Here is a 26,676-nt window from a genome sequence, read left to right as displayed (position 1 = left end):
CAACACCCGGCAGCCCCGCCCATACCGGGAGGCCCGACGCCACGCCGAGAGACCGGGCGCAACACCCGGGGCCCCGGGCAACACCCACGGACCGGTGCAAGGTCCGGCAGCCCGGTTCAATAGCCGGGGACCCGGGCAACACCCACGGCCCCGGCCAAGGCCCGGAAGCCCGGCGCCCCGCCCGAGGGTCCCGGCGCCACGGCGCCCCGCCGAGGGACCCGGCGCCGCACCCACGGACCCGACGCAAAGCCCGCGAGCACGGCCCAATACCCGGAGGACCGGCGCCACACCCGAGGGGCCCGGCGCCCCGCCCGGGGCCCGGATCAACACACACGAACCGGCGCAACACCCGGCAGCCCCGCCAAGACCCGGCGCCCCGGCGCCACGCCGAGGGACCCGGCGCAACACCCAGGGCCCCGGGCAACACCCACGGACCGGTGCAAGGTCCGGCAGCCCGGCGCCCGCCCGAGGGTCCCGACGCCATGCCGACGGACCCGGCGCAAGGCCCGCGAGCACGGCCCAATACCCCGAGTACCGGCGCCCCGCCCGAGGGGCCCCGTGCAACACCCACGGACCCGACGCAAAGCCCGCAAGCCCGGCCCAATACCCCGAGTACCGGCGCCCCGCCCGAGGGGCCCGTGCAACACCCACGGACCGGTGCAAGGTCCGGCAACCCGGCGCCCGCCCGAGGGTCCCGGCGCCATGCCCACGGACCCGGCGCAAAGCCCGCAAGCCCCGCGCCGCGCCCGGCGGTCCGGGTTTCTGCGCGCGGCCTTCGGCGCGCGGCTCAGGCGCCGCGGCGCGGGCCGGGCGTCAGCCGAGCGGTACCGGGTCCGGCAGGCCCACCGGCCACGTGTGGACCGGTTCCCCGACATGCATCAGCTCGGCGTACCGCCGCGTCGTCGCCGCCAGGGCCGCGTCGCGCGACATCCCCTTCTCCAGCGCCCGGTGGAACGTGGCCGCCTGCCAGGACGCCCCGTTCACGCGGCGCCGGCAGCGTTCCTCGATCACGCCCAGGTAGAGGTCCCGGTCCGCGGCCTCCACGCCCCACGCGTCCAGTCCGGCGGCGGCGAGCGGAAGCAGCTCGTCGCGGACCAGTGTGACCGCGTCGACCTCGCCCGTCCCGCCGTACCGGCCCCGCTTCGGCCAGACGAAGCGGGCGTCGATGCCGTGCCGGCACGCCGCGTCGAAGTTCGCCTCGGCCGCGGCGAACGGCAGGCGCGTCCACACCGGCCGGGGTTCCTCGGCGAGGGCGCGGACGAGGCCGTAGAAGAAGGCCGCGTTGGCGATGATGTCGATGATGGTCGGCCCGGCGGGCAGCACCCGGTTCTCCACGCGCAGGTGCGGGACACCGTCCGCGATGTCGTACACCGGCCGGTTCCACCGGTAGATGGTGCCGTTGTGCAGGACGAGTTCGGCGAGCTTGGGCACCCCGCCGGCCTCGATGACCTCCAGCGGTTCCTCCTCGTCGCAGATCGGCAGCAGAGCCGGGAAGTAGCGCTGGTTCTCCTCGAAGAGCTCGTACGCGGACGACACCCACCGCTCGCCGAACCACGTCCGCGGCCGTACGCCCTGCGCCTGTAGCTCGGGCGGGCGGGTGTCGGTGGACTGCGTGAACAGCGGGGGCCGGGACTCGCGCCACAGTTCGTGACCGAAGAGGAACGGGGAGTTGGCGCCGACGGCGATCTGCGCGGCGGACGCGGCCTGCGCGGCGTTCCACACGTCGGCGAACCGCTCCGGCGTGACCTGGAGGTGCAGCTGCACGGACGTGCACGCGGCCTCGGGGACGATGGACTTCGACGTGCACACGAGGTGCTCCACGCCCTCGATGTCGAGCCGGAAGTCCTCCCCGCGCGCGGCCACGATCTGATCGTTGAGCAGGGCGTACCGGTCGGCCTCCGAGAGGTTGGAGGAGACCAGGTCGTCGCGGCCCAGCGTGGGCAGGATGCCGATCATCACGATGCCCGCGTCCACCTCACCGGCCTTCCGGTCGGCGTAGGCCAGGGAGGTCCGCAGCTCCTCGGCGAGCTGGTCGAACACCCGGCCGCCCAGGCGGTGCGGGGCTATGTTGACCTCCAGGTTGAACATGGCGAGTTCGGTCTGGAAGTCACGGCTTGCGATGCGTTCAAGTACCTGTCCGTTCAACATTTTCGGCATGCCGTCACGGCCGGCGAGATTCAATTCGATCTCGACCCCCATGAGGTTCTTGGGACGGTCGAATCGCTTCTCCGCCAGCAGTCGCTCCAGCCCCGTCAGGCACTTCTGCAGCCTTTCGCGGTAGCGCTGGCGATCGGACAGGTCGAACTGCCCTGCCACGACCTTCTCCCCCATGGAAGAGTCCCTCCTCGGACGGGCGGGCCGACGATCCGTTTCGCCGGGCTCCCACGTCAGGAGGGATGATGCCCAGCCGAAGCGATCGATAACGTCCCGTGTCGGCCCGCCGCCCGCTACTCTGTCGGAATGTTCCCCGCGGCACATTCACGGGGCATGCCGCAGCTCGCACCTTCGGGTGCCCCGTACGCCTCGTGAAAAACGCCGACGACATTCGGCCGACCGCTACCGGCGCGTACGACGAGGTCAGCGGCGACGGATCCCCCGCGAAATCGGGATTTTCTCCGCGAATCAGCGACCCAATTCCGCCTTGTCCGTCACGCGGAATTGGGATAGCCGAAACACCGGCCGAACACGCGTCGTATAAACTCCGTCCACAAGGCACAAGGTTGGCGCCCTCGGTCCTGGTTTTTGCCGCGTTTCCGCCGTCACGGTTGACGGGCGAAAGACAGAGCCGCACCCTCGTCCAGACCCGACCAGGGCCCCCACCTCTCCGGCCTTCCGTGAGCAGACAGCGCCGTCCGCCCCACCCTCCTCGCGCCGCCGCGCCTGTCGAATGAGAGGCGACCCACCATGCCGTTGCATGTTCCCCCTGCCCCCGCGCCTGCCCTGCGCTCCGTCCTCACCGCCCTCGGTTCCCCCACCGCGGTGCGTGAGGCGCGTACCCCTTCCCTGCGTGCCGCGCAGGGTCCCGCGACGCCCGAATTCCCTTTGCCCGTCCACGTGTTGGACCGGATCACCGCGCAAGGTCTGTCCGCGACACGACTGGCCGGCTGGCGCTTCCTGATCCGGTGCGGCGATCGCGCGGTGGCCGCGGCCGAGACCATGCTCACTCCCGACGGCTGGGCCTTCTCGCACTTCTTCGAGGGTCCCTACGTCGCCTCCACCGAACGCGCCCTGCACCAGGCCGAGGCGCTCCAGCACCCGTACCAGGCACGGCTGCTGTCGCTCCCCGGCCTGTACATGCTCACCCTCTGGCTGCACGACGACTGCACCGGTGACGGCACCGAGGGTCACCCGGCCGCCGGTGACCTGCTCGTGCCGCTCGCCCCGGCGCCGCCCGGCATCCCGGCGCACCGCCCGTTCCGGGTGGCCGAGTTGCTTCCGGTGCTGACCCATCGGGCGACTCCCCTCCCGCTGCTCGGCTCGCCCGCCTGACCCACGCCCGCGTACCCCGTCGCCCGGGAGGGAAGCGGGGTACGACTCTTTTTCCACGGCCGCCACGCGGCCGTCGGTGCCCGGCGCCCGGCGCCTGGCACGAGCGTTCGGGATGGGCATATGCCAACGGATCTCTTCCGTATGGACTAGCCCTATCCGGTCAGCCTGAACCACCCAAAGGGACAGTGCAGTTCGACTGAACCGACCGGGCGGGTGACGCGTCCTGAACCAGTGAGAAGCGGTGCCGTGAAATCCCTGCGGAATGACGCCCAGAGGACAACACTGGATCCGACCGACTCACCACCACGGGGGACGGACATGACCACGACCCAACGAGAGATCCCGCCCATGTGCCAGCACCAGCCGCCGTGCCCGACAGCCGAATCCGCCGACCGGGAGTCCGCCCGCCTCACGGCGCACCATCCGGAGCAGGGATGGAGCCTGCTGTGCAACGGCGTCCTGTTCTTCGAGGACACCGGCGAGCTGCTGCCCGACGGCCGCGTCATCGCTCCGCACCGCCCGCTCGGTGCGGAGCGGGTGATGACCGCCGCCTGAGAGCGGCACGGCAACCGAGGGGCCGGCCGTACCCACCGGGTGCGTACCGGCCCCGAGACATGTCCTCGAGGATCAGGTCGTGGCGTCCGCGGGCAGGTAGTCGAACCAGTCGAAGGCCGCCCGGCCCTCGGTGACGTACATGCCGATGACACGGCCGGTGAAGCCGGTGGCCACCTGGGTCGACAGATAGCGGCCGTCGAGTTCGGCCAGCCGGAGGGTCCCCTCGCCGGCCCCGACGGTGAAGAGGAGGGTGTCGGGGCCGTTCCGCGGTCCGGGGTCGCGGCTCGCGCGGATGTCGACGGCCAGGGTGAGAGGACCCGCCGGCACCGGCTGTTCGGCGACCGTTCGGCGCAGTGGGCCGATGCGCGCGATCACGGCCGCCGTTCCTCCGCTCACCTCCAGGTCGTAGTGGTGCGCCTCGTCCAGCCGGACGGACAGCCCGGCCCGTGCCGCCCCGGGCTCCAGCAGCGCGGCCGCCCGGCAGTCGTGGTGCTGCTGGCGGCGGCCGACGAAGGTGTGCCCGGGCCGGTCGAGGCTGTCCCCGGTGGCCGCCAGGGTGAGCCGGCCGGGCCGTTCGGTCAGCGACCAGCAGCCCTCGGGCCTGCGGTGCGGGGATATCCAGTGCGGCGCGAGCTCCGTGCCGGTGAAGTCGTCCCGTACGGGTGGCTGTTCGACGGGTGCCCAGACGGCCGGCGCCGGATGCCGCTCGCGCACCGCTCCCGCCTCGGGCCAGCCGTCGGACCATTCCACCGGCACCAGGAAGGTCTCCCGCCCGAGCACGTGGAACCCGGGGAACCAGCCGCGGGGCCGGGTGCCCAGCAGCACCATCCACCAGCTGCCGTCGGCCGCCTGGACCAGGTCGCCGTGCCCCGTGCACTGGACGGGCAGGCCGGTGCCGCGGTGGGACAGCAGCGGATTGCCGGGCGCCGGTTCCCAGGGGCCGCGCGGCGAGCGGGCCCGCGCGACCGACACTCCGTGCCCCAGGCCGGTGCCGCCCTCCGCGAGCAGCAGGTACCACCGGTCACCGATCCGGTACAGGTGCGGGGCCTCGGGGTCCGCGAGACCGGTCCCGGACCACATCGGCAGCGGGCCCTCCAGCACCTTGCCGGTGCCCGGGTCGATCCGGGCGACCGTGACCCCGGCCATCGCACACCAGCAGTTGCCGTCCTCGTCCCAGGCGAGGTCGGGGTCGATGCCCGGCAGGTCGATCCACACCGGGTCGGACCACGGCCCTTCCGGGCGGTCGGCGGTGACGAGGAAGGTGCCGCCGGCGCCGACGGCGGTGGTGATCACGTAGAACCGTCCGTCGTGGTGGCGGATCGTCGGCGCGTAGATGCCGCCCGAGGCCGGGACGTCGTCGGACAGCGCGAGCTGCTCCGGCCGGTCGACGACGTTGCCGATCTGACGCCAGTGCACCAGGTCCCGGCTGTGGAAGAGGGGAACGGCGGGGACGTACTCGAAGCTGGAACACACCAGGTAGTAGTCGTCCCCGGCCCGGCACACACTCGGGTCGGGGTGGAAACCGGGGAGGACGGGATTGTCGTAGGTCCGCATGCTCGCTCCCGAAGAGGTTCGAAAGTTTCGAATTCAACAACGAATTCTATCGAGGAGCCGTGGTCCCCGAGGGCGGAACGGCTGCGTGAATGATCGGCGTGCGGCCGGCACCGGTCCCTACGGGTACGGCGGGGGCCTACGGGCGTCGGGAGTGGCTCCCCGATGCCCCGCCGGGGGCGGCGCTCAGGGGTTTACGGCCGGGAAGTGACGCTCCGTGGTCGTCGGTCGGCCGGCGTGAGCCCTCCCCCACGCGCCCGCCCCCTCGGCCGTCGCGGGCCTCCTGCCTCGCCATTTGGTGCGGTCTCTCCCCTCACGGGCCATTCTTAACGCAAGTTTGACGCCGTCCGGGGTCTGATCCCCATGCCTCGGCATCACGCTCTGCTTACGCTGTTGCCGCCGTCCCACGTGATGGCCGGAAAAAGCTGAGCCGCACGTCAGGAGCACGCCGATGGTCACGACCGAGCGCCCTCCCAGTACCAGCCGCCTGCGCGCCTGGATGCTCGAGGGGTTGTCCGACATGGGCAAGGGCGGTGGCCACACGGGGCCGCACGCCGAGCCCGGGCCGCCGCACCAGGGACAGCGCTGGTGGCGGGTGATGTGCCTGACCGGTGTCGACTACTTCTCCACCCTCGGTTACCAGCCGGGCATCGCCGCGCTGGCGGCCGGTCTGCTCTCCCCGGTGGCCACCATCGTGCTGGTCATAGTGACCCTGGCCGGCGCCCTGCCGGTCTACCGCCGGGTGGCCGAGGAGAGCCCGCACGGCGAGGGCTCCATCGCCATGCTGGAACGCCTGCTGTCCTTCTGGCAGGGCAAGCTGTTCGTGCTCACACTGCTGGGCTTCGCGGCGACCGACTTCCTGATCACCATGACGCTCTCCGCCGCCGACGCCGCCACCCACCTGGTGGAGAACCCGCACCTGACGAACGCCCTCCAGGGCAAGCAGATGCCGATCACCCTGTTCCTGGTGGCACTGCTCGGCGCGGTCTTCCTCAAGGGCTTCCTGGAGGCGATCGGGGTCGCCGTCGCCCTGGTCGGCGTCTACCTCGGGCTCAATGTCGTCGTCGTGATCGCCGGCCTGTGGCACGTCGTCACCGCCGGCCACCTGGTCACCGACTGGGCCGGTGCCCTGACCACGGAACACGGCAACGTCTTCGCCATGGTCGGCGTGGCACTGCTCGTGTTCCCCAAGCTCGCCCTGGGCCTGTCCGGTTTCGAGACCGGTGTCGCCGTCATGCCGCACGTCCAGGGCGACCCCGGCGACACCGAGCAGCGGCCGGCCGGCCGCATCCGCGACACCAGGAAGCTGCTGACGACGGCCGCGCTCGTCATGAGCTGCTTCCTGATCGCCACCAGCTTCATCACCACGCTGCTGATCCCGGAACGGGAGTTCAAGACCGGCGGCAGTGCCAACGGCCGCGCGCTCGCGTACCTCGCGCACGAGTACCTCGGCGGCATCTTCGGCACGGTGTACGACGTCTCGACCATCGCCATCCTGTGGTTCGCGGGCGCCTCCGCCATGGCCGGTCTGCTGAACCTGATGCCGCGCTACCTGCCCCGCTACGGCATGGCCCCGCACTGGGCGCGTGCCGTACGCCCGATGGTGATCGTCTTCACGCTGGTCGCCTTCCTGGTGACCTGGATCTTCGACGCCGACGTCAACAAGCAGGGCGGCGCCTACGCCACCGGTGTGCTGGTGCTGATCAGCTCGGCCGCGATCGCGGTGACCATCGCCGCGCGCAAGGCGGGGCAGCGGGGCTGGACCATCGGGTTCGCGGTGATAGCGGCGGTGTTCCTGTACACGACCGTCGTCAACGTCATCGAGCGCCCGGACGGTGTGAAGATCGGCGCCTGCTTCATCGCGGGCATCATCCTGGTCTCCCTGCTGTCCCGGCTGGCCCGCGCGTTCGAACTGCGGGTGACCAGCGTGACGCTGGACCCGCTGGCGGAACGGTTCATCCGGGACATGGCCAGCCGGAAGATGCGGTTCATCGCCAACGAGCCGGACCGCCGTGACAAGGCCGAGTACCGCGAGAAGATCGAACAGATCCGGGCCGACAACGACATGCCCGAACAGGAGGACTTCGTCTTCGCCGAGGTCACGGTGACCGATCCTTCCGAGTTCGAGACGGGCCTGACCGTGCGCGGCGAGGTCCTGCACGGCCGCTACCGTGTGCTGACCCTGGAGCACTCCTCCATCTCCAACGCCCTGGCCGCGCTCCTCCTCCACGTCCGGGACGTCACCGGCTGCACCCCGCACATCTACTTCGAGTGGACCGAGGGCAGTCCGTTCACCAACTTCCTGCGCTTCTTCCTCTTCGGCCAGGGCGAGGTCGCACCGGTGACCCGGGAGGTACTGCGCGAGGCGGAACCGGACCGGACACGCCGGCCGCGCGTGCACACCGGGTGACGGTACGGCCGTCAGGCCCAGGTCCGCGGTGCCCTATCGTGACCGGCATGCAGTCCTACACGATCGGCCAGGCCGCGCGGCTGCTCGGCGTCAGCCCGGACACCGCCCGCCGCTGGGCCGACGCCGGCCGGATGACCACCCACCGCGACGAGTCCGGACGGCGCCTCATCGACGGCCGGGACCTGGCCGCGTTCTCGGTGGAACTGGCCCGGGCGGGCGGCAGCGGTGAGGAGGACGCCTCCCACACCTCCGTGCGCAACGCCTTCCCCGGCATCGTCACCGCGATCAAACTCGGGGACGTCGCCGCCCAGGTGGAGATCCAGGCGGGCCCGCACCGGCTCGTCTCGCTGCTCACCCGGGAAGCCGTGGAGGAACTCGGCCTCGAGGTCGGCGTGGAGGCCACCGCCCGCGTGAAGTCCACCAACGTGCACATCGACCGGGTCTGACCGGCGGCGCCCACCGGCCGGCCGGTGGGCGGCCCCGTTCCTCGTCCCCCCTTCCGCCGTCCGTGCGGCCCGGCGCCCGCCGGGCCGCCTTCCGTCGTACCCGGGGGCGGGACACAGCCGCCCCCGCCCGGAAGCACCGCAAGAACGCACATGCAAGCTACAAGGCGCGAGTTCATGGCTCGTGCGATGCGACAGGAGACTCAACGCTGGCAGATGCGGCAGTATCATCACCACACGGCCGTAGCCCGGCCGTTCAGGGGCGCGACAGGTTGGTCCACCGAACCGAGGAGTAGAACCGTGATGACCCGTTCCGTGCGCCGTACCCGGCGGATGCTGAAGCCGGCCGGCGTGGGGGCAGCCGCCCTGATGGCGCTCAGCGCCTGCTCCTCCTCTGACTCCTCGACCGACCGGGCGGACAAGCCCGCCCCGAAGCTGTCCGGCACGGTCACCGTGTTCGCCGCCGCCTCCCTGAAGGAGAGCTTCACCGCGCTGGGCGGGCAGTTCGAGAAGCAGCACCCCGGCACCAAGGTCAGTTTCAGCTTCAACGGTAGCGACAGCCTGGCCGCGAGCATCACCGGCGGAGCCCCGGCGGACGTCTTCGCCGCCGCCAGCCCCAAGACGATGGCGGTCGTGACGGACAAGAAGGGCACCGCCGGCACCCCGGCCACCTTCGTCCGCAACCAGCTGGAGATCGCCACCGTCCCGGGCAACCCGCACAAGCTGTCCCACCTGAAGGACCTCGCCCAGTCCGGTCTGAAGGTCGTCCTGTGCGACAGGACGGTGCCGTGCGGCGCCGCCGCCCAGAAGGCCCTGGCCGCGGGCAGGGTGAAGCTGACCCCCGTCTCCTACGAGCAGGACGTCAAGGGCGCCCTGACCAAGGTGGAGCTGAAGGAGGCCGACGCGGCCCTGGTCTACAGGACCGACGTGAAGGCAGCGCACGGCAAGGTGGAGGGCGTGGAGTTCCCCGAGTCCGCCGACGCCGTCAACGCCTACCCGATCGCCCTGCTCAAAGACGCCCCCAACGCCGGGGCCGCCAAGGCGTTCATCGCCCTCGTGCGGTCCGCCGAGGGCCAGAAGGTGCTGACCGGGGCCGGGTTCCTCAAGCCGTGACCTCGCTCGACAAGCCCGGTACCGCGACCGGCCCCCGCACGGGCCGGCCGCGGCGCCGCCGCGCCGGCACGGGGGGCCGGCGCGGAGTGCCGCTGCCGCTGCTGCTGCCGGGCCTGCTGGCCCTGGCGTTCCTGCTGCTGCCGCTGCTCGCCCTGCTCGTCCGGGCGCCCTGGCGCAGCCTGCCGGACCAGCTGACCAGCGCCGAGGTGTGGCAGGCGCTCCAGCTGTCCCTGGTCACGGCCACCGCGGCGACCGCCGTCTGCCTCGTCCTCGGCGTACCGCTGGCCTGGCTGCTGGCCCGCACGGACTTCCCCGGCCGCGGCCTCGTGCGCGCCCTGGTGACACTGCCCCTGGTGCTGCCGCCGGTCGTCGGCGGTGTGGCCCTGCTGCTCGCCCTCGGCCGCAACGGCGTCATCGGCCAGTGGCTGGACTCCTGGTTCGGAATCACCCTGCCGTTCACCACCGCGGGCGTCGTGATCGCGGAGGCGTTCGTGGCCATGCCGTTCCTGGTCATCAGCGTGGAGGGCACGCTGCGCGCCGCCGACCCGCGCTACGAGGAGGCGGCCACCACACTGGGCGCCTCCCGCTTCACCGCGTTCCGCCGGGTCACGCTGCCGCTGATCGCCCCCGGCGTCGCGGCGGGCGCGGTCCTGGCGTGGGCACGCGCGCTCGGCGAGTTCGGCGCGACGATCACGTTCGCGGGCAACTTCCCCGGCCGCACCCAGACCATGCCGCTCGCGGTCTACCTCGCCCTCCAGAACGACCCCGAAGCCGCCGTCTCCCTCAGTCTCGTCCTGCTGACGGTGTCCATCGCGGTGCTGGCCGGGCTCAGGGACCGCTGGACAACCACCTCATGAAGAACACCGGCCCCGAGCACCCCGACGCCCCCGCCCACGCGCCGAACCCAGGTGTACCGGCAACCGCCGACCGTCCCGCCGGACCGGCGGCCACCGGCAACCACACCGCACAGCCACCCCTGCACCCGGACGCACCCGCGGCCGCCGACGGCGCTCGCGCCCCACACGGGCCACCGGCAAGCGACGACGAGACCCGCACCGGTGACGCGGGGAGGAACCCGAGCCCGGCCGAGGGCCGGCCGACCACCCCCCGCCCGCACCCAGAGGCCGCCCCCGACGAGGGCCTGGACGCCCGCCTCGTCGTCGACCGCCCCCCGTTCCGCCTGGACGTGACCCTGACGGCCGCCCCGGGGGACGTCATCGCCCTGCTCGGCCCCAATGGCGCCGGCAAGACCACCGCCCTGCGCGCCCTCGCCGGTCTCACCCCGCTCACCGACGGCCATCTGCGCCTGGACGGCACCCCGCTGGAGCGCACTCCCCCGGAGTCCCGCCCGGTCGGCGTGGTCTTCCAGGACTACCTGCTCTTCCCGCACCTGTCCGCCCTGGACAACGTCGCCTTCGGCCCCCGCTGCCGGGGGACGGGCAAGGCCGAGGCCCGCGCCCAGGCGGCGGCCTGGCTGGAGCGCATGGGCCTGGCCGGTCACGCGGGCGTCCGACCGCGCCGTCTCTCCGGCGGTCAGGCCCAGCGCGTGGCGCTCGCCCGCGCCCTCGCCACCCGTCCCCGGCTGCTGCTCCTGGACGAGCCGCTGGCGGCCCTGGACGCCCGTACCCGCCTGGAGGTCCGCGCCCAGCTCCGCCGCCACCTGGCCGAGTTCGAGGCGGTCTGCGTACTGGTCACCCATGACCCGCTGGACGCGATGGTGCTCGCGGACCGGCTGGTGGTCGTGGAAGACGGCCGGGTCGTGCAGGAGGGCACGCCCGCCCACATCGCCCGCCACCCGCGCACGGACTACATCGCCCAGCTCGTCGGCCTCAACCTCTACCGCGGGCAGGCCGCGGGCCACACGGTACGGCTCGACCCCGGGCCCGAGATCACGACCACGGAGGAGTTGTCGGGACCGGTCTTCGTGGCGTTCCCGCCGTCGGCCGTGACCCTGTTCCGGGACCGGCCCGCCGGTACGAGCGCCCGGAACGTGTGGCGCTGCGAGATCGCGGGCCTGGAGACGCACGGCGACCGGATCCGCGCCGACCTCACCGGCGGACTCCCGCTCACCGCGGACCTGACGACGGTCGCCGCGGCCGAGCTGGACCTGCACCCCGGTGCACCGGTCTGGGCGATGGTCAAGGCGACGCAGACGCACGCGTACCCGGCCTGACCTCCTCGCCCACTACGGTGAGGGGCCATGAGCCTCAGCATCCGCAACCAGTTGCCCGGCACCGTCACCGAGGTGCACCCCGGCGAGGTGATGGCGACCGTCGGCGTCCGCCTGGCCGGGGGCCAGAACCTGACGGCGGCCATCACCCTGGAGGCCGCCGAGCAGCTCGGTCTCGCCCCGGGCTCCGCCGTGCACGCCCTGGTGAAGTCGACGGAGGTGTCCCTGGCCACCAACCGGGTCGCGGGCCTGTCGATCCGCAACCAGCTGCCCGGCGCGGTCACCCACCTCGTGGTCGGCGACGTCATGGCCTCCGTGAAGGTCACCGTGGACGGCGGCGAACTCACCGCCGCCATCACCAGGGACGCCGCCGAGGACCTCGGCCTCTTCGTGGGCTCCGACGTCGTCGCCCTGATCAAGGCGACCGAGGTCTCCCTGGCGACGGCGTAGCAGAAACGCGAGGGTCCCGCCCGGATTCCGGGCGGGACCCTCACCAGCGGCTCGCTCAGTCCTCGTACGCGTCCAGCGGCGGGCAGGAGCAGACCAGGTTGCGGTCACCGAAGGCCTGGTCGATGCGGCGCACCGGCGGCCAGTACTTGTCGGCGGCCGAGACGCCGGCCGGGAAGACGGCTTCGTCGCGGCTGTAGGCGTGCGCCCACTCACCGCCGAGCGCGGCGGCGGTGTGCGGGGCGTTGCGCAGCGGGTTGTCCTCGGCGGGCCACTCGCCGGAACCGACCTTCTCGATCTCCGCGCGGATGGTGATCATCGCATCGCAGAAACGGTCCAGCTCGGTGAGGTCCTCCGACTCGGTCGGCTCGATCATCAGCGTGCCGGCCACCGGGAACGACATCGTCGGGGCGTGGAAACCGTAGTCGATCAGGCGCTTGGCGACGTCGTCGACGCTCACGCCGGTCGCCTTGGTCAGCGGGCGCAGGTCGATGATGCACTCGTGCGCGACCAGGCCGCCGGGGCCGGTGTAGAGGACCGGGAAGTGCGGCTCCAGGCGCTTGGCGATGTAGTTCGCCGACAGCACGGCCACCTGCGTGGCCCGCTTCAGGCCCTCGCCGCCCATCAGACGGACGTACGCCCAGGAGATGGGCAGGATGCCCGCGCTGCCCCACGGGGCGGCCGAGACCGGGCCGACGCCGGTCTCCGGTCCCGCGGCCGGCTGGAGCGGGTGGTTGGGCAGGTACGGCGCCAGGTGCTCGCGGACGGCGACCGGGCCGACGCCCGGACCACCGCCGCCGTGCGGGATGCAGAACGTCTTGTGCAGGTTCAGGTGGGAGACGTCGCCGCCGAAGTGGCCCGGCTTGGCCACGCCGACCAGGGCGTTGAGGTTGGCGCCGTCGACGTACACCTGGCCGCCGGCCTCGTGGACCCGGGCGCAGATGTCGGCGACGTGCTCCTCGAACACACCGTGCGTGGACGGGTAGGTGATCATCAGCACCGACAGCTCGTCACGGTGCTTCTCGATCTTCGCCCGCAGATCCTCGATGTCGATCTCGCCGTCGCCGGCGGTCTTGACGACGACGACCTTCATGCCGGCCATCACGGCGCTGGCCGCGTTGGTGCCGTGCGCGGAGGACGGGATGAGGCAGACGGTGCGCTGCTCGTCGCCGTTGGCGCGGTGGTAGCCGCGTACGGCGAGCAGACCGGCCAGCTCGCCCTGCGAACCGGCGTTCGGCTGGAGCGAGACCTTGTCGTAGCCGGTGACCTCGGCGAGCCGCTCCTCCAGCTCACGGATGAGCGTCAGATAGCCCTCGGCCTGCTCGGCGGGCACGAAGGGGTGCAGCTGCCCGAACTCGGGCCAGGTGACCGGCTCCATCTCCGTGGTCGCGTTGAGCTTCATGGTGCAGGAGCCCAGCGGGATCATGCCGCGGTCGAGCGCGTAGTCGCGGTCGGCCAGGCGGCGCAGGTAACGCAGCATCGCCGTCTCGGAGCGGTGCTGGTGGAACACCGGGTGGGTGAGGTAGGCGTCGGTGCGCAGCAGCGCCTCGGGCAGGGTGTCCTCGGCGGCCGCGTCCAGCGCCTCGACGTCGGCCTCGACACCGAACGCGGACCAGACGGCGGCCAGCTGGGCCCGGCCCGTGGTCTCGTCGCAGGCCATGGAGACGTGCTCGGCGTCCACCAGACGCAGGTTGACACCCTTGTCCCGGGCGGCGGCGACGACCTTGGCGGCCCTGCCGGGCACGCGTGCGGTGACGGTGTCGAAGTACGCGCCGTGGACGATGTCGACCCCGCCGGCCTTCAGGCCCGCGGCGAGGACCGTGGCGTAGCGGTGGGTGCGGCGGGCGATCGTCCGCAGGCCCTCGGGACCGTGGTAGACGGCGTACATGCCGGCCATCACGGCGAGCAGCACCTGCGCGGTGCAGATGTTGCTGGTGGCCTTCTCACGGCGGATGTGCTGCTCACGGGTCTGCAAGGCCAGGCGGTAGGCCCGGTTGCCGTCGGCGTCGACGGAGACACCGACCAGACGGCCGGGCAGGCTGCGCGCGAACTTCTCCTGGACGGCCATGTAGCCGGCGTGCGGTCCCCCGAAGCCCATCGGCACGCCGAAGCGCTGGGTCGTACCGACCGCGATGTCCGCGCCCAGTTCGCCCGGGGAGGTCAGCAGGGTCAGCGCGAGCAGGTCGGCGGCGACCGTCACCAGGGCGCCCAGCTCGTGCGCCTGGTCGATGACCGCCTTGATGTCCCGTACGGCACCGGAGGCGCCCGGGTACTGGAGCAGCACGCCGTTGATCTCGCGCTCGGCGATCCCGGCCGGGATGCCGTCGCTGAGGTCGGCGACGACGACCTCGACGCCGGCCGGCTCGGCACGCGTCTCGATCACGGCGATGGTCTGCGGCAGCGCGTCCGCGTCGACCAGGAACAGGCCCTTCTTGTTCCGGCCCATGCGCCGGGAGAGCGCCATCGCCTCGGCGGCGGCGGTGCCCTCGTCCAGCAGGGAGGCGCCCGAGGTGGGCAGGCCGGTCAGATCGGCGACCACCGTCTGGAAGTTCAGCAGGGCCTCCAGACGGCCCTGGGAGATCTCCGGCTGGTACGGCGTGTAGGCCGTGTACCACGCCGGGTTCTCCATGACGTTGCGCAGGATGACCGGCGGCGTGAACGTGCCGTAGTACCCGAGTCCGATCATCGAGCCGAGGACCTGGTTGCGGTCGGCGAGGGAACGCAGCTCGGCGAGCACCTCGGCCTCGGTGCGGGCGTCCGGCAGATCGAGGGCGTCGACGTTCTTGATCACGTCCGGGACCGCGGCGGCGGTCAGCTCGTCCAGCGAGCCGTACCCGACCTGCGCGAGCATCTTGGCCCGCGCCTCCTGGTCAGGGCCGATGTGGCGCTGCTCGAACGGGATACCCGCTTCGAGTTCGGAGAGCGGAATGCGATGGGCGGTCATTGCGGAGGCCTCCTGGTCTGACGCGACCTTCGAGGGGCACCCCGGTACGGATACCCCGACGGCCTCCCCCTCTGTCATCTGACCTGAGAGCTTCACCGGGCCCTCGCGGGCACCGGCTTTCACCGTCGGTGAGAGCGGACGCCGTGCACACCCGCCCTGCTTTCCAGAGTGACCTCGTCCGCGCGGTACGTGAGCCTGAGAGATTCCGGGGAGGATTTGCTCCTTCGGCGCCTCCGACGTGGTCGGAGGACTCTCCCGCGCGGGGTCAGCAGCCGCTGTCAGCCTACCAGCGGGGTCAACGCCTGAGCCCTCGAGTGGCCGCCTCCCTGAATCTGCTCTTTTGTAGTGCTTACGGATGTGTTGCGACCACGTGGAGAGAGAGGGACCGTGCGAACCGACATCGATCCGCGCAACCTGATCGGCCGCAAGGCGTTCGACGTCAATGGCGCCAAGATCGGCACCATCGACGAGGTGTACCTCGACGACGCGACCGGCGTGCCCGCGTGGGCGGCCATACGGACCGGTCTCTTCTCCCGGGACGCCTTCGTCCCCCTGGAGCCCAGCGAATTCCTCGACGGCACGCTGCACATCCCTTTCGACCGCGCCCTGATCAAGGACGCCCCCGACTTCGGCGTGGGCCGCCATCTCTCCCCCGAGCAGGAACTCCAGCTCTACCACCACTACGGCCTGGACACGGCGCCCCCGCCCAGCGTCCCGGACCACGACTTCGGCACCCTGGCGCCACCGGAGGAGTCCCGGCCCGCACCGGGCCCCTGAACTCCTCCGCCGGATCGCCCGTCGTACCCGTCCGGGTCCGAGGCCGGACGTCCGGGATGCTCACCCGAAGCCGGCCGGGTGGCCGAGGCCGGCCGGGTGGCCGAGGCCGGCCGGGTGGCCGAGGCCGGCCGGGTGGGCGAGGCCGGCTCCGGGACCAGCGGCAAGGGCTCGGCCGGTGCCAGCGCGGGATCGTCGACCCGGAACGTCCGGACCCGGCCCGGCTCGGACTGCGGCGTCTCGAAGCGCACGGTGACCCGGCCCAGCCCGCTGCCCTGCACCCATCCGTGTCCCCAGTCGTCGTGCCGCACGTCCTGCCCGGCCCGCCACTGTCGCTCGGCCGGGTCCACCTGCTCCGCCGGGGCCTGCGGCACGGCCTCCTCGGCGAGGTCCACCGCCCGCTCCCCCGCCGCCTGCGCGAACAGATCCTCCTGCGTGTAGTCGGCGAGCCCGGACACGCCGACGCCGAGCAGCCGCACCCCGCCCGTGGTGTCCACGGAGTCCAGCAGCCGCGCCGCCGCCTCACGGATGACCGAGGGATCGTCCGTGGGCCCTCTGAGCGTCTCGGAGCGGGTGAGCGTCGAGAAGTCGTACCGCCGCACCTTCAGCACGATGGTCCGCCCGGACAGCCCGGCCTCGCGCAGCCGCCGGACACACCGGTCGGCCAGCCGCTGCACCTCCATGCCGACCCGCAGCCGGTCGTGGATGTCCACGTCGTACGTGTCCTCCACCGACACCGACTTGGTCTCCCGCTCGGCCACCACCGGCCGCTGGTCCCGGGCCAGGGCCATGGCGTACAGCGCGTGCCCGTGCGCCTTGCCGAGCATCCGGACCAGTTCGTCCTCGCCCGCCTCGGCCAGCTCCTCGACCGTGGTGATCCCGGCCCGGCGCAGATGGTCCCCGGTGGCCGGGCCGACCCCCGGCAGGGTCCGCACCGGCATCGGCCCCAGCAGCGCCCGCTCGGTCCCCGGCTCGATCAGCACCAGGCCGTCCGGTTTCGCCTGCTCGGAGGCGATCTTCGCGAGCATCTTGGACGCGGCGAGCCCCACCGACCCGGTGAGCCCGGTGACCGCCCGGATGTCCGCGCGGAGCCTCTCCCCGGCCCGCCGCGCCGACTCCTCGTCCCAGGCCGCTCCCCCGGCCTCCAGGTCCACGAACGCCTCGTCCAGGCTGAGCGGCTCGATCAGCGGTGACAGCTCCCGCAGCAGCGCCATCACCTGGTCGCTGATCGTCCGGTACAGCGTGAAGCGCGGCACCAGATAGGCGGCGTTGGGTGCCAGCCGACGCGCCTGCCCCATGGGCATCGCCGAGTGCACCCCGAACACCCGTGCCTCGTACGACGCGGTGGCCACCACCCCGCGCGGCCCGAGACCGCCCACGACGACGGCCTTCCCGCGCAGGCTCGGCTTGGACGCCTGCTCCACCGAGGCGAAGAAGGCATCCATGTCGAGATGCAGGACCGTGGGCGCGTTTCTCACATCTCCGATGCTGCACCACGGCACTGACAACGCGGTGACGGCGGAGGGCACCGCGGGGACTCCGGCGGTCAGACCGCCCGGTTGCGGCGCCGCGCCAGCTCGTCCGCCGGGTTCTGCCCGACCAGCGTCTCCCCCGTGTCGATACGCTCGCCGTGCAGCTGGGAGAGCGCGCCCTCCACGTCCCGCCACACCACGCCGACGGCGATCCCGAAGACGCCCTGACCGCCCTGGAGCAGGGCGTGGACCTCGTCCGGCGAGGTGCACTCGTACACGGTGGCGCCGTCGCTCATGAGGGTCATCCGCTCAAGGTCGCGGAAACCGCGTTCTCTGAGGTGCTGCACGGTCGTGCGGATGTTCTGGAGCGACACCCCGGTGTCCAGGAACCGCTTCACGATCTTCAGGACGACGACGTCCCGGAAGCTGTACAGACGCTGGGTGCCCGACCCGTAGGCGGGCCGCACGCTGGGCTCGACCAGCCCGGTGCGGGCCCAGTAGTCGAGCTGCCGGTAGGTGATGCCGGCGGCCGCGCAGGCCGTGGGCCCGCGGTAGCCGATCTCCTCGGACGTCATGGACGCCACCCCTCCGCCGTTCGGCACCGCCGTCGGCAGCTGCGGAGCGTGCTCGGCCGCGCTGCCGGGATGGGGGTAACCCCCGCTCGAGCGCAGCCGCGAGTCCGGGGGCGGGTACGGACCGCTCTCCCCGAAACCGCGTCCGGGGGCACCCCCAGCCGTACCGTCGCCGCTGGTTCTCACGCCGACCTCCGTCCTTGACCTGCCTTCTCGACGGTAGGCAGTCACCAGGGGTGCGTCAACGATCGCCACACTCGGCACGCCGAGTGATAATCACCCTAGGAGTGGTTTCCCGTATCCCACCGCGGGGAAAGGCTAGCCGAATGCGCTCGCGGGAAGCCGTAGGACGCTCTCACTGGCCGGAGGCAATTGCCGGGGCAACGGCCCCGCGGAACCGCCCACCGCCCGGGAGGAACCCGGGGTCCGGCAGGCCGGCGCCGCGTCTCACTGGCTGCTGCTGCCGAAGTCCTCGGGCGAGATCTGGTCGAGGAACTCGCGGAACTTCTCCACCTCGTCCTCCTGCTCGTCCGGAATGGCGATGCCCGCGTCGTCCAGCACCGTGTCACTGCCGTAGATCGGCGTTCCGGTGCGCAGGGCCAGCGCTATGGCATCGGAGGGGCGGGCGCTGACCTCGACCCCGCTGGCGAACACCAGTTCCGCGTAGAAGACCCCTTCCCGCAGGTCGGTGATGCGGACTTCGGTCAGCTCCTGGCCGACGGCCTCCAGCACGTCCTTGAACAGGTCGTGGGTCAGCGGTCGCGCGGGGGCCATGCCCTGCTGGGCGAAGGCGATCGCCGTCGCCTCCCCCGGCCCGATCCAGATAGGGAGGTAACGATCGCCTCCCACTTCGCGCAGGAGCACGATCGGTTGGTTGGAGGGCATTTCGACCCGGACACCTACGACATCGAGCTCGTTCACACAGCAACCCTAGGCCGTGCCCGGGACGTTTGGGTAGTCGGGCCGGGAACAGGTGCCCGATCCGGCCGCCCGGACCCCCGCCGCTCCCCCCTCCGGGCCCGGTCCCCACCGGGCTCAGCCCGGCCCCTGGGCCGGTTCCGGTGGCCCGTAGGACTCAGGGGAGGCGTACGCCGAGAGCGGTCTTCACGAGAGCGGCGTGCAGCTTCGTCGTGACCGCCGCCAGTTCCTTCGTACGGGCCTCGGCGAGTGCCCTGGTCTGCGGATTGCGGTGGCGCTTGAGCGGGGCCACCACCTGGTCCACCAGCCCCGCCTCGCGGTCCGCGGCGGCCTTCATCACCCGGAGGTGGCGCGGCTCGATGCCGAAACGGCCCAGCTCGGCGATGAGCTCGGCCACGGTGACCGCCTCGGCGTCGTACGCCCCGTCCGCCAAAGGAGCGATGAGCCCGTAGGACTCCCACTCCTTCAGGTCCGCCTCGTCGATGTCCGCGGCGGCCAGCAGCTCGGCCTTGCCGACCCGGGCCACCGTGGGCGTCTCCGCAGGCTCCGGGCCGTCCTCCGCGGTGCGCTGGCGCCCGACCAGGGGCAGCGGGGCGGCCTCACCCCGCTCCATGGCGTCCAGGTACTCCCGGATCACCTTGAGCGGAAGATAGTGGTCCCGTTGCATCCGCAGGACGTGACCGAGGCGCTCGACGTCCCCCGCGCTGAACTTGCGGTACCCCGACGGCGTCCGTTGCGGCTCGATGAGCCCCTCCGCCTCCAGGAAACGGATCTTGGAGATCGTGACTTCGGGGAACTCGTCGCGCAGCGTGTTCAGCACCGTGCCGATGCTCATCAGCCCGCTGTCCCTGGCGGCGGTACCGCTTCCGGCACCGCCGCTCGGTGTTCGCAGCATGGACCTTCCCTGGGGGTCCCCCCGGACGTCGGTCCGGGGGTGGGTCAGATGCCCTGCCGGCTCGCGTAGAACACCAGCCGGTACTTGCCGATCTGCACCTCGTCGCCGTTCGACAGAGCGACCTGGTCGATGCGCTCCCGGTTGACGTACGTGCCGTTCAGACTGCCCACGTCGGCCACCGTGAAGGAGCCGTCCGCGGAGCGCCGGAACTCCACGTGCCGCCGGGAGACCGTCACGTCGTCCAGGAAGATGTCGCTCTGCGGATGACGGCCGGCCGTGGTCAGGTCGCTGTCCAGCAGGAAGCGGCTGCCCGAGTTCGGACCCCGGCGCACCACCAGGAGCGCCGAGCCCAGCGGCAGCGCGTCCACCGCGGCCTGCGCCTCCGGGGAGAGCATCGGCAGCGGCGTCTGGCCGGTCACCTCGGAGTCGTAGGCCTCGAGGCCGGAGATCGAGATCGTGGACGTCGTCTCGGAGGCCCGCTCGGGCGCCACGCCGGGGCGCAGCGGTGCGCCGCAGTGGGAGCAGAACCGGGCGTTCTCCGCGTTGCGGTTGCCGCACCTCGTACACACCAGGACCGACATCGACGGATCCTCCTGCCGCGGCTGCCCCGCCGGGGCGTTGGACGCGTACGGGCCGGGGGCGAACCCTCCACCCGCACCTGAGGTTGACGGTTGCCCGAAACCTATGCCGCCGGCCTGGGCAGGGTCAACAGACGCCGCGCCCTGACCACCGGAAATGTCACCGCCCGGACCAGCGACCTGGTCCCGGAACAGCGGGCGCTGGCCCTCCGCGTCAGGCTGCGCACGATGACGGGCGGTGGCGTTGTCGCCGCCCTCTCGCGCGCTCTTGCCGAACAACTTCGCAAACAACTTCACGGGCGATTCCCCTTGACCGAAACAGACCCGCCCGTGGGGCAGGACGAACCCTGATTGCCTACACCGGCCGAGCCGGACATCTTCACAACGTCCGTATCCACCAAACAGTTTCCATCACGCGCCACCTCTTCGGTGCGCCGACCCCCCGCAAGCTCATGCCCGTACGCGACAGCCGCCATGCACCGCCGGTTCACCGGGAGGACGACCGAGCGTAGTCAGGCCGCTTCACCTGCCGCAAGGCAGCCACGACGATCTTGTCGGACTGCTGCACGGTCGCCGTGGCCTGCTCCTTCTCCAGGGTCTGCACCACGCCCCCGGGGATGTTGAGCGCCGGCTCGAGGTCCTGCGGCTTGCCGATGACCTTGAAACGATAAGGCGCGCCGATCTTGTTCCCGTCGACGCTCACGCTCTTGCCGGAGTCGGTGAAGTAGGTGCCGGCGACCACCCGGACCCCGTTGACCTGGATCGCCTCCGCGCCGGCCGCACGCAGCTCCTGGATCGTGTCGAGCAGCATGTCCGCCTTGACCGTCCCCTTCGTGTCCTCGATCGTCATGGTGATGCCGGGCCCCTGCGCCGCCACGGTGCCCGCCAGGATGCCGAGTTGCCTCTTCTTCTCGGCGGTCTGCCTGCGCGCCTCCGCGGCCTGGTCGGAGCTGCTCTGGAGCTCCTGGCGCTGCTTCTCCAGTCCCTGCTTCTCGTCCTCAAGACGCTGGGTACGCGAATCCAGTTCGTCGAGGATGCGTACGAGATCTTCCTGACGGGCTCCGCGCAGCGCGCTGTCGGTGTCGCTGTTGGACGCCACCTGGACGGCCAGGCCGAAGCCGAGGCCGAACAGCAGCACCGCGACGATGAGTTGGGCGCGGGTGAAACGCGGCGGCCACAGGCCCTTGACGAGCCGCTGCCGTCCGGTCAGCGGCTGCTGGGGCTGCTCCCCGGCCGGCCGGCCGGCCCCGGGCGGGGACGCGGACGCGGGCACCTCGGCCGGCAGTTCCCTGCGCAGCCCGTGCTCGGGCGGGCGGCTCTGCGGCAGCCGGCTCTCCGGCCGGTCCTTGCCGTCGTTGTGTTCGCTCATCAGTGTCACGCCCGGAAGACGTGTCGCCGGATCGCCGCGGCGTTGGAGAAGATCCGGATGCCGAGGACCACGACGACGCCCGTGGACAGCTGTGCGCCGACGCCCAGTTTGTCACCGAGGAAGACGATCAGGGCGGCGACGACCACGTTCGACAGGAACGAGACCACGAAGACCTTGTCGTCGAAGATGCCGTCGAGCATGGCCCTCAGTCCGCCGAAGACGGCGTCCAGCGCCGCGACGACGGCGATCGGCAGATAAGGCTCGACGACCGCCGGAACCTCGGGCCGGACCAGCAGGCCGGCCACGACTCCCACGACGAGACCCAGTACGGCGATCACGATGTGCCCTTCTCGCTGTTCTCGTTGCTCGGCTGCGCTGTACGTACGATCACACTGGGGGCGGCGGGCAGCCGGACGTCACCCTCCGGGGAGATGGTCGCGCGGATGCCGTAGTTCTCCACCAGCGCGTGCAGATACAGGCCGTCGGCGCTGTTCTGGAACCTGGTGCCGAGCCTCTGCCCGTCCCCCACCGCCAGCACCGTGTACGGCGGCACCAGCGGCCTGTTGTCGACCAGGATCGCGTCCCCCGCGGCCCTGATCGCGGACAGGGCCGTCAGCCGCTGCCCGTTGATGGAGACCGCCTCGGCCCCCGAGGCCCACAGCCCGTTGACCACGCGCTGCATGTCGCGGTCGCGCAGCCGGCCGGTGTCGGAGAAGCCCGACGTCTCCCGTGGATTGGACCCGTCCCCGCCGCTGGTGGCTTCCTTGGCGTCGTTCACGACGAGCCTGACGCCGGGCCCGTGCACGGCGGACGCCCCGGACAGCACACCCACCAGGTCCGCCGCCGCGCTGCCACCGCTGGACCTCAGGGCCGCCCGCTGGCGCGCACCCACGTCGTCGCGCAGCTTGTCGACCGTGCTCTCGAGCTTGTCCGCGTCCTTGGTCTCGCTGTCGACGCGGTCGATCAGTTCCTGGCGTTCCTTGGCCACCACGGGCGCCGCCACACGCGCCTGGGCCGCGCCGACGGTGACCACCAGCGCCGCGAGGACGAGGCCGGCGGCCAGGCCCAGTCTGGCCCGGAGCGTCTTCGGCAGACCGCCCTCACCCTGGGCCTTCTTCCGGGCGGCGGCCTCGGCGTATCCGTCGTCGAGGCTGTGATCCATGACGTTGGTGATCAACGACATGGAGGCGTCCGGGCGCTGCGGCCGCGCGGGGCTGCTCCGAACGGGGGGTTGCTGCGGCATGCCGCACATCGTCGCATGTCGCGAGCAGTACCTCCGAACGGCCCCACCGGCGTGCCGGACAGGCCCCTTCCGGGGCGCCTGTCCGGCACGCACGCGTGCAGCGGCTCACGCCGTTCCCGGTACTACCGGCCGGCGCTGTCCACGACGGCAGCCCACTCGTCCAGCAGGGCCTGCGCGGAGGCGTCGTCCGGCCCCTCGGCCCACAGATGCGTGACCGCCTCGGCCGGGTCGGGCAGCACCATCACCCAGCGGCCGTCGGTCTCCACGACCCGCACACCGTCGGTCGTGTCGACGAAGCGGTCCCCGGCCGCCTCGACCACCCGCCGCATCACCAGGCCCTTGACGGCCCACGGCGTCGCCAGGTCCCGCTTGAGGACGTGCGCCCGCGGGATCCGCGCGTCGATCTGGCTGAGGGTGAGCTGGGTGCGCGCCACGAGCCCGATGAGCCGTACGAAGGCCGCTGTGCCGTCGTAGACGCTGCTGAACTCGGGGACGATGAACCCGCCCTTGCCGTCACCGCCGAAGATGGTGTCTTCCTCGCCGCCCACGCGCGTGAGGTCGTCGGGCGAGGTGGTGGTCCACTCGACCTGGGTGCCGTGGTACGCGGCCACCTGCTCGGCGATCCGGGTCGTGGTGACCGGAAGCGCCACCCGCCCGCTGCGCCGCTCGGCGGCCACCAGGTCCAGCATCACCAGCAGGGCCCGGTCGTCCTCGATGATCCGGCCCTTCTCGTCGACGAGCGACAGCCGCTCACCGACCGGGTCGAACCGGACGCCGAACGCGGCACCCGACGACGCGACGATCTCGCCGAGCCGCACGAGGCCCTTGCGCCGCATCTCCGCCGTCTCCGTCGGCCTGGACTCGTCGAGACCCGGGTTGATGGTCAGCGAGTCCACACCGAGCTTGCCGAGCAGGCTGGGCAGCACGAGCCCGGCGCTGCCGTTCGAGGCGTCCACGACGACCTTGAGGCCCGCCTCCGCTATACCGGTCGTGTCCACGTTGCGCAGCAGCGACCCGGTGTACGAGTCGAAGACGCTCGCCGGGAAGTGGAGATCGCCGATCTCACCGGGGAACGCCCGCCGGTACTCCTGCCGCGCGAACACGCGGTCCAGCTTCCGCTGACTGCCCTGCGACAGGTCCGCGCCCTGCGAGTCGAAGAACATGATGTCCACCGAGTCGGGGATGCCGGGCGAGGTACGGATCATGATGCCGCCGGCGCTGCCGCGCGCGGTCTGCTGCCGGGCCACGGGCAGCGGCACGTTCTCCAGGTCGCGTACGTCGATGGCGCTGGTCTGGAGCGCGGAGATCACCGCACGCTTGAGCGCGCGGGCACCTCGCGAGTGGTCACGGGCCGTGGTGACGGTGGCGCCCTTCTTCAGGGTCGTCGCGTAGGCACCGGCGAGCCGGACCGCCAGCTCGGGAGTGATCTCGACGTTCAGGATGCCGGAGACGCCACGGGCGCCGAACAGGTTCGCCTGTCCCCGCGACTCCCAGATCACCGAGGTGTTGACGAAGGCGCCGGCCTCGATGGTCTTGAACGGGTAGACGCGGACGTTGCCCTGGACGATCGATTCCTCACCGATCAGGCACTCGTCACCGATGACCGCGCCGTCCTCGATCCGGGCGGCCCGCATGATGTCGGTGTTCTTGCCGACGACGCAGCCGCGCAGATTGCTGTGCTGACCGACGTACACGTTGTCGTGGACGACCGCCTTGTGCAGGAAGGCACCGCTCTTGACGACGACGTTCGAGCCGATGACGGAGTGCTCGCGGATCTCCGCGCCGGCCTCGACCTTCGCGTAGTCGCCGATGTACAGCGGTCCGCGCAGCTCGGCGTCGGGGTGCACCTCGGCGCCTTCCGCCACCCACACGCCCGGGGAGATCTCGAAGCCGTCGATGTCGACGTCGACCTTGCCTTCGAGCACGTCCGCCTGGGCCTTCACGTAGCTCTCGTGGGTGCCGACGTCCTCCCAGTAGCCCTCGGCGATGTAGCCGTAGATCGGCTTGCCTTCCTTCATCAGCTGCGGGAAGACATCGCCGGACCAGTCGACGGGAACATCGGGGTCGACGTAGTTGAAGACCTCGGGCTCCATGACGTAGATGCCCGTGTTGACCGTGTCGGAGAAGACCTGTCCCCAGGTCGGCTTCTCCAGGAAGCGCTCGACCTTGCCTTCCTCGTCCACGATGGTGATGCCGAACTCCAGCGGATTGGGCACCCGGGTCAGGCAGACCGTGACCAGCGCACCCTTCTCCTTGTGGAAGTTGATCAGCTCGGTGAGGTCGAAGTCGGTCAGGGCATCGCCGGAGATCACAAGGAAGGCGTCGTCCTTCAACGCCTCCTCGGCGTTCTTGACGCTTCCGGCGGTACCGAGTGGCTTCTCCTCGTTGGCATAGGTGAGCTCCATACCGAGCTCTTCGCCGTCACCGAAGTAGTTCTTGACCAGCGAGGCCAGGAACTGCACGGTGACGACGGTCTCGTTGAGCCCGTGCCTTTTGAGCAGCCGTAGCACATGCTCCATGATCGGGCGATTCACCACGGGCAGGAGCGGCTTGGGCATGCTCGAGGTCATGGGGCGCAGGCGTGTGCCTTCGCCACCGGCCATCACGACGGCCTTCATGTCGGAAGCGTCCTCCTCAGAGACGACGGTCTAGCCGACTTCACCCGTCCAGATTGTCCCGCACTTTTCCATCGCGGGCCAACGAAGCGTTACGCCAGGACTCACGTCAGGACAATCGCCGAGTTCGATCGACCGTGGCGTCCGCACGCACCAATCGGCGGACTTGCACCACGTAAAGCACTCCTGCCCACCAATAGAGGGTTGTACCCCATCCGGCGAACGCCCATCCGAAAATCGCAGCGAGTGACGCGATCCAGCCGTGTCCGTCACTGAGGAGCAGGAGGGGGAAGGCGTACATCAGGTTGAAGGTGGCGGCCTTCCCGAGGAAGTTCACCTGCGGCGGCGGATACCCGTGCCGGCGCAGGATGCCCACCATGACCAGGAGGACCAGTTCTCGGGCCAGCAGCAGGCCGGTCAGCCAGAGGGGGAGGATCTCCCGCCAGGTGAGCCCCAGCAGCGTGGAGAGGACGTACAGGCGGTCTGCGGCGGGGTCAAGGAGCCGGCCGAGGCTGCTGATCTGGTTCCAGCGCCGTGCCAGCTTGCCGTCGAGGTAGTCGCTGATCCCGCTGAACGCCAGCACCAGGAGGGCCCATCCATCGCTCTTGGGGCCCCCGAACTCCGGCCTGAGGATCAGCCACAGGAAGAGCGGTACGCCGACGAGCCGCGCCATGCTGAGGATGTTGGGGATGGTGAGGACCCGGTCTGTCTGGACGCGGGTCTCTTGGACCTCCACCCGGGGGCCTCCTGTGCGAAATGAGTCAACGATGCCCCCTGACCCTACCTCAACGCAAAAAAGCTCCGGCTCTTGGGCAGTACTGCCCAAGAGCCGGAGCTATAAAAGGAGTTCGGCGGTGTCCTACTCTCCCACAGGGTCCCCCCTGCAGTACCATCGGCGCTGTGAGGCTTAGCTTCCGGGTTCGGTATGTAACCGGGCGTTTCCCTCACGCTATGACCACCGAAACACTATGAAACACTTCAACCGAAACACCCCGAACAAACTCGAGGTGACGTGGTCGTGGTCTCAGAACCAACACAGTGAACGCGAGCATCAATGGACAAGCCCTCGGCCTATTAGTACCGGTCACCTCCACACGTTACCGTGCTTCCAGATCCGG

Annotated in this window: 22 protein-coding genes, 1 rRNA gene and 1 riboswitch; of the genes, 9 read left to right on the top strand and 14 right to left on the bottom strand. The window is 71.1% G+C overall.

All coding sequences use genetic code 11. The features are described from left to right. Positions 1–813: 813 nt before the first annotated feature. Positions 814–2,331 carry a glutamate--cysteine ligase gene (locus ABZ117_RS25390; RefSeq protein WP_356824085.1) on the bottom strand — a complete coding sequence of 506 codons (1,518 nt, stop codon included), beginning with the start codon at positions 2,329–2,331 and terminating at the stop codon, positions 814–816. A gap of 573 nt (positions 2,332–2,904) precedes the next feature. On the opposite strand from ABZ117_RS25390, the gene ABZ117_RS25385 reads away from it, so the two are divergent. Both ABZ117_RS25385 and ABZ117_RS25380 read left to right on the top strand, forming a co-directional pair. After that, positions 2,905–3,489: a hypothetical protein gene (locus tag ABZ117_RS25385; RefSeq protein WP_356824084.1), complete on the top strand. Its 585-nt coding sequence runs from the start codon at positions 2,905–2,907 to the stop codon at positions 3,487–3,489. A 348-nt stretch (positions 3,490–3,837) separates the two neighbouring features. Further along, on the top strand, positions 3,838–4,044 hold the full coding sequence (locus ABZ117_RS25380) for a DUF5999 family protein (protein WP_356824190.1): 207 nt from the start codon (positions 3,838–3,840) through the stop codon (positions 4,042–4,044). A gap of 72 nt (positions 4,045–4,116) precedes the next feature. On the opposite strand, the gene ABZ117_RS25375 is transcribed toward ABZ117_RS25380, so the two are convergent. Further along, complete coding sequence (locus ABZ117_RS25375; RefSeq protein ID WP_356824083.1) at positions 4,117–5,598, bottom strand: glycoside hydrolase family 43 protein; 1,482 nt, start codon at positions 5,596–5,598, stop codon at positions 4,117–4,119. Between the two features lie 448 nt (positions 5,599–6,046). Here ABZ117_RS25375 and ABZ117_RS25370 point away from each other — a divergent pair, with 448 nt between their 5' ends. From ABZ117_RS25370 to ABZ117_RS25345, 6 genes are all read left to right on the top strand, one after another. Further along, positions 6,047–8,005 (top strand): amino acid transporter, encoded by a 1,959-nt coding sequence (locus ABZ117_RS25370; RefSeq protein ID WP_356824082.1) that lies wholly within the window; start codon positions 6,047–6,049, stop codon positions 8,003–8,005. A 47-nt stretch (positions 8,006–8,052) separates the two neighbouring features. Further along, the gene (locus tag ABZ117_RS25365; RefSeq protein ID WP_356824081.1) at positions 8,053–8,451 is read left to right on the top strand and encodes a helix-turn-helix transcriptional regulator; all 399 of its coding nucleotides are present in this window, start codon (positions 8,053–8,055) and stop codon (positions 8,449–8,451) included. Between the two features lie 300 nt (positions 8,452–8,751). Continuing rightward, a complete protein-coding gene (gene modA, locus ABZ117_RS25360; protein ID WP_356824080.1) occupies positions 8,752–9,561 on the top strand; it encodes a molybdate ABC transporter substrate-binding protein in 810 nt (269 codons plus the stop codon). Continuing rightward, complete coding sequence (locus tag ABZ117_RS25355; protein ID WP_356824079.1) at positions 9,558–10,418, top strand: ABC transporter permease; 861 nt, start codon at positions 9,558–9,560, stop codon at positions 10,416–10,418. Before modA ends, ABZ117_RS25355 begins: the two co-directional genes overlap by 4 nt. Beyond that, positions 10,415–11,734: an ABC transporter ATP-binding protein gene (locus ABZ117_RS25350; RefSeq protein ID WP_356824078.1), complete on the top strand. Its 1,320-nt coding sequence runs from the start codon at positions 10,415–10,417 to the stop codon at positions 11,732–11,734. The genes ABZ117_RS25355 and ABZ117_RS25350 overlap by 4 nt, the downstream gene beginning before the upstream one ends. 27 nt (positions 11,735–11,761) lie before the next feature. Then, entirely contained in the window at positions 11,762–12,181 is a 420-nt protein-coding gene (locus tag ABZ117_RS25345; protein ID WP_356824077.1) for a TOBE domain-containing protein, read from the top strand. 55 nt (positions 12,182–12,236) lie between these two features. Here the strand turns inward: ABZ117_RS25345 and gcvP are convergent, their stop codons facing one another. Beyond that, a complete protein-coding gene (gene gcvP, locus ABZ117_RS25340; RefSeq protein ID WP_356824076.1) occupies positions 12,237–15,122 on the bottom strand; it encodes an aminomethyl-transferring glycine dehydrogenase in 2,886 nt (961 codons plus the stop codon). Positions 15,123–15,295: 173 nt separating this feature from the next. Then, positions 15,296–15,390: riboswitch (glycine riboswitch) on the bottom strand. Positions 15,391–15,509: 119 nt separating this feature from the next. Between gcvP and ABZ117_RS25335 the strand changes: the two genes are divergently transcribed. Beyond that, on the top strand, positions 15,510–15,899 hold the full coding sequence (locus ABZ117_RS25335) for a PRC-barrel domain-containing protein (RefSeq protein WP_356824075.1): 390 nt from the start codon (positions 15,510–15,512) through the stop codon (positions 15,897–15,899). Here the strand turns inward: ABZ117_RS25335 and ABZ117_RS25330 are convergent. From ABZ117_RS25330 to rrf, 11 genes are all read right to left on the bottom strand, one after another. After that, complete coding sequence (locus ABZ117_RS25330) at positions 15,803–17,374, bottom strand: DNA polymerase IV (RefSeq protein WP_356824074.1); 1,572 nt, start codon at positions 17,372–17,374, stop codon at positions 15,803–15,805. The two genes, ABZ117_RS25335 and ABZ117_RS25330, sit on opposite strands and share 97 nt — an antisense overlap. Before the next feature lie 68 nt (positions 17,375–17,442). After that, on the bottom strand, positions 17,443–18,126 hold the full coding sequence (locus tag ABZ117_RS25325; RefSeq protein WP_356824073.1) for a MerR family transcriptional regulator: 684 nt from the start codon (positions 18,124–18,126) through the stop codon (positions 17,443–17,445). Positions 18,127–18,387: 261 nt separating this feature from the next. Further along, positions 18,388–18,861, bottom strand: a complete 474-nt coding sequence (locus ABZ117_RS25320; RefSeq protein WP_003988851.1) for a bifunctional nuclease family protein — start codon at positions 18,859–18,861, stop codon at positions 18,388–18,390. Between the two features lie 154 nt (positions 18,862–19,015). Beyond that, positions 19,016–19,753: a MerR family transcriptional regulator gene (locus ABZ117_RS25315; RefSeq protein WP_356824072.1), complete on the bottom strand. Its 738-nt coding sequence runs from the start codon at positions 19,751–19,753 to the stop codon at positions 19,016–19,018. Positions 19,754–19,797: 44 nt separating this feature from the next. Next, entirely contained in the window at positions 19,798–20,628 is an 831-nt protein-coding gene (locus ABZ117_RS25310) for an FHA domain-containing protein (protein WP_356824071.1), read from the bottom strand. Between the two features lie 190 nt (positions 20,629–20,818). Beyond that, positions 20,819–21,700, bottom strand: coding sequence for a DUF881 domain-containing protein (locus ABZ117_RS25305; RefSeq protein WP_356824070.1), 882 nt, complete (start codon positions 21,698–21,700; stop codon positions 20,819–20,821). Positions 21,701–21,705: 5 nt separating this feature from the next. After that, positions 21,706–22,038: a small basic family protein gene (locus ABZ117_RS25300; protein WP_003988855.1), complete on the bottom strand. Its 333-nt coding sequence runs from the start codon at positions 22,036–22,038 to the stop codon at positions 21,706–21,708. Beyond that, entirely contained in the window at positions 22,035–22,883 is an 849-nt protein-coding gene (locus ABZ117_RS25295) for a DUF881 domain-containing protein (RefSeq protein ID WP_356824189.1), read from the bottom strand. The genes ABZ117_RS25300 and ABZ117_RS25295 overlap by 4 nt, the downstream gene beginning before the upstream one ends. 182 nt (positions 22,884–23,065) lie before the next feature. Continuing rightward, entirely contained in the window at positions 23,066–25,561 is a 2,496-nt protein-coding gene (locus tag ABZ117_RS25290; RefSeq protein WP_356824069.1) for a mannose-1-phosphate guanyltransferase, read from the bottom strand. Between the two features lie 106 nt (positions 25,562–25,667). Then, positions 25,668–26,294, bottom strand: a complete 627-nt coding sequence (locus tag ABZ117_RS25285; RefSeq protein ID WP_356824068.1) for a CDP-alcohol phosphatidyltransferase family protein — start codon at positions 26,292–26,294, stop codon at positions 25,668–25,670. Between the two features lie 110 nt (positions 26,295–26,404). Then, positions 26,405–26,521, bottom strand: a 5S ribosomal RNA gene (gene rrf, locus ABZ117_RS25280). Positions 26,522–26,676 lie beyond the last annotated feature (155 nt).

It is taken from the genome of Streptomyces sp. NPDC006309 (assembly GCF_040613095.1).
GTDB lineage: Bacteria > Actinomycetota > Actinomycetes > Streptomycetales > Streptomycetaceae > Streptomyces.
Note: the sequence above shows the minus strand (reverse complement) of the source record. Positions and strands in the feature narration are given on the sequence as shown.

Bases quoted from the DNA above. Each gene is read 5' to 3' on its own strand.
- ABZ117_RS25375 (WP_356824083.1), bottom strand. From the start codon at position 5,598: ATGCGGACCTACGACAATCCCGTCCTCCCCGGTTTCCACCCCGACCCG.
- ABZ117_RS25305 (WP_356824070.1), bottom strand. From the start codon at position 21,700: ATGAGCGAACACAACGACGGCAAGGACCGGCCGGAGAGCCGGCTGCCG.
- gcvP (WP_356824076.1), bottom strand. From the start codon at position 15,122: ATGACCGCCCATCGCATTCCGCTCTCCGAACTCGAAGCGGGTATCCCG.
- ABZ117_RS25390 (WP_356824085.1), bottom strand. From the start codon at position 2,331: ATGGGGGAGAAGGTCGTGGCAGGGCAGTTCGACCTGTCCGATCGCCAG.
- ABZ117_RS25290 (WP_356824069.1), bottom strand. From the start codon at position 25,561: ATGAAGGCCGTCGTGATGGCCGGTGGCGAAGGCACACGCCTGCGCCCC.
- ABZ117_RS25350 (WP_356824078.1), top strand. From the start codon at position 10,415: ATGAAGAACACCGGCCCCGAGCACCCCGACGCCCCCGCCCACGCGCCG.
- ABZ117_RS25295 (WP_356824189.1), bottom strand. From the start codon at position 22,883: ATGTCGTTGATCACCAACGTCATGGATCACAGCCTCGACGACGGATAC.
- ABZ117_RS25380 (WP_356824190.1), top strand. From the start codon at position 3,838: ATGTGCCAGCACCAGCCGCCGTGCCCGACAGCCGAATCCGCCGACCGG.
- ABZ117_RS25385 (WP_356824084.1), top strand. From the start codon at position 2,905: ATGCCGTTGCATGTTCCCCCTGCCCCCGCGCCTGCCCTGCGCTCCGTC.
- ABZ117_RS25370 (WP_356824082.1), top strand. From the start codon at position 6,047: ATGGTCACGACCGAGCGCCCTCCCAGTACCAGCCGCCTGCGCGCCTGG.
- modA (WP_356824080.1), top strand. From the start codon at position 8,752: ATGACCCGTTCCGTGCGCCGTACCCGGCGGATGCTGAAGCCGGCCGGC.
- ABZ117_RS25345 (WP_356824077.1), top strand. From the start codon at position 11,762: ATGAGCCTCAGCATCCGCAACCAGTTGCCCGGCACCGTCACCGAGGTG.
- ABZ117_RS25315 (WP_356824072.1), bottom strand. From the start codon at position 19,753: ATGCTGCGAACACCGAGCGGCGGTGCCGGAAGCGGTACCGCCGCCAGG.
- ABZ117_RS25365 (WP_356824081.1), top strand. From the start codon at position 8,053: ATGCAGTCCTACACGATCGGCCAGGCCGCGCGGCTGCTCGGCGTCAGC.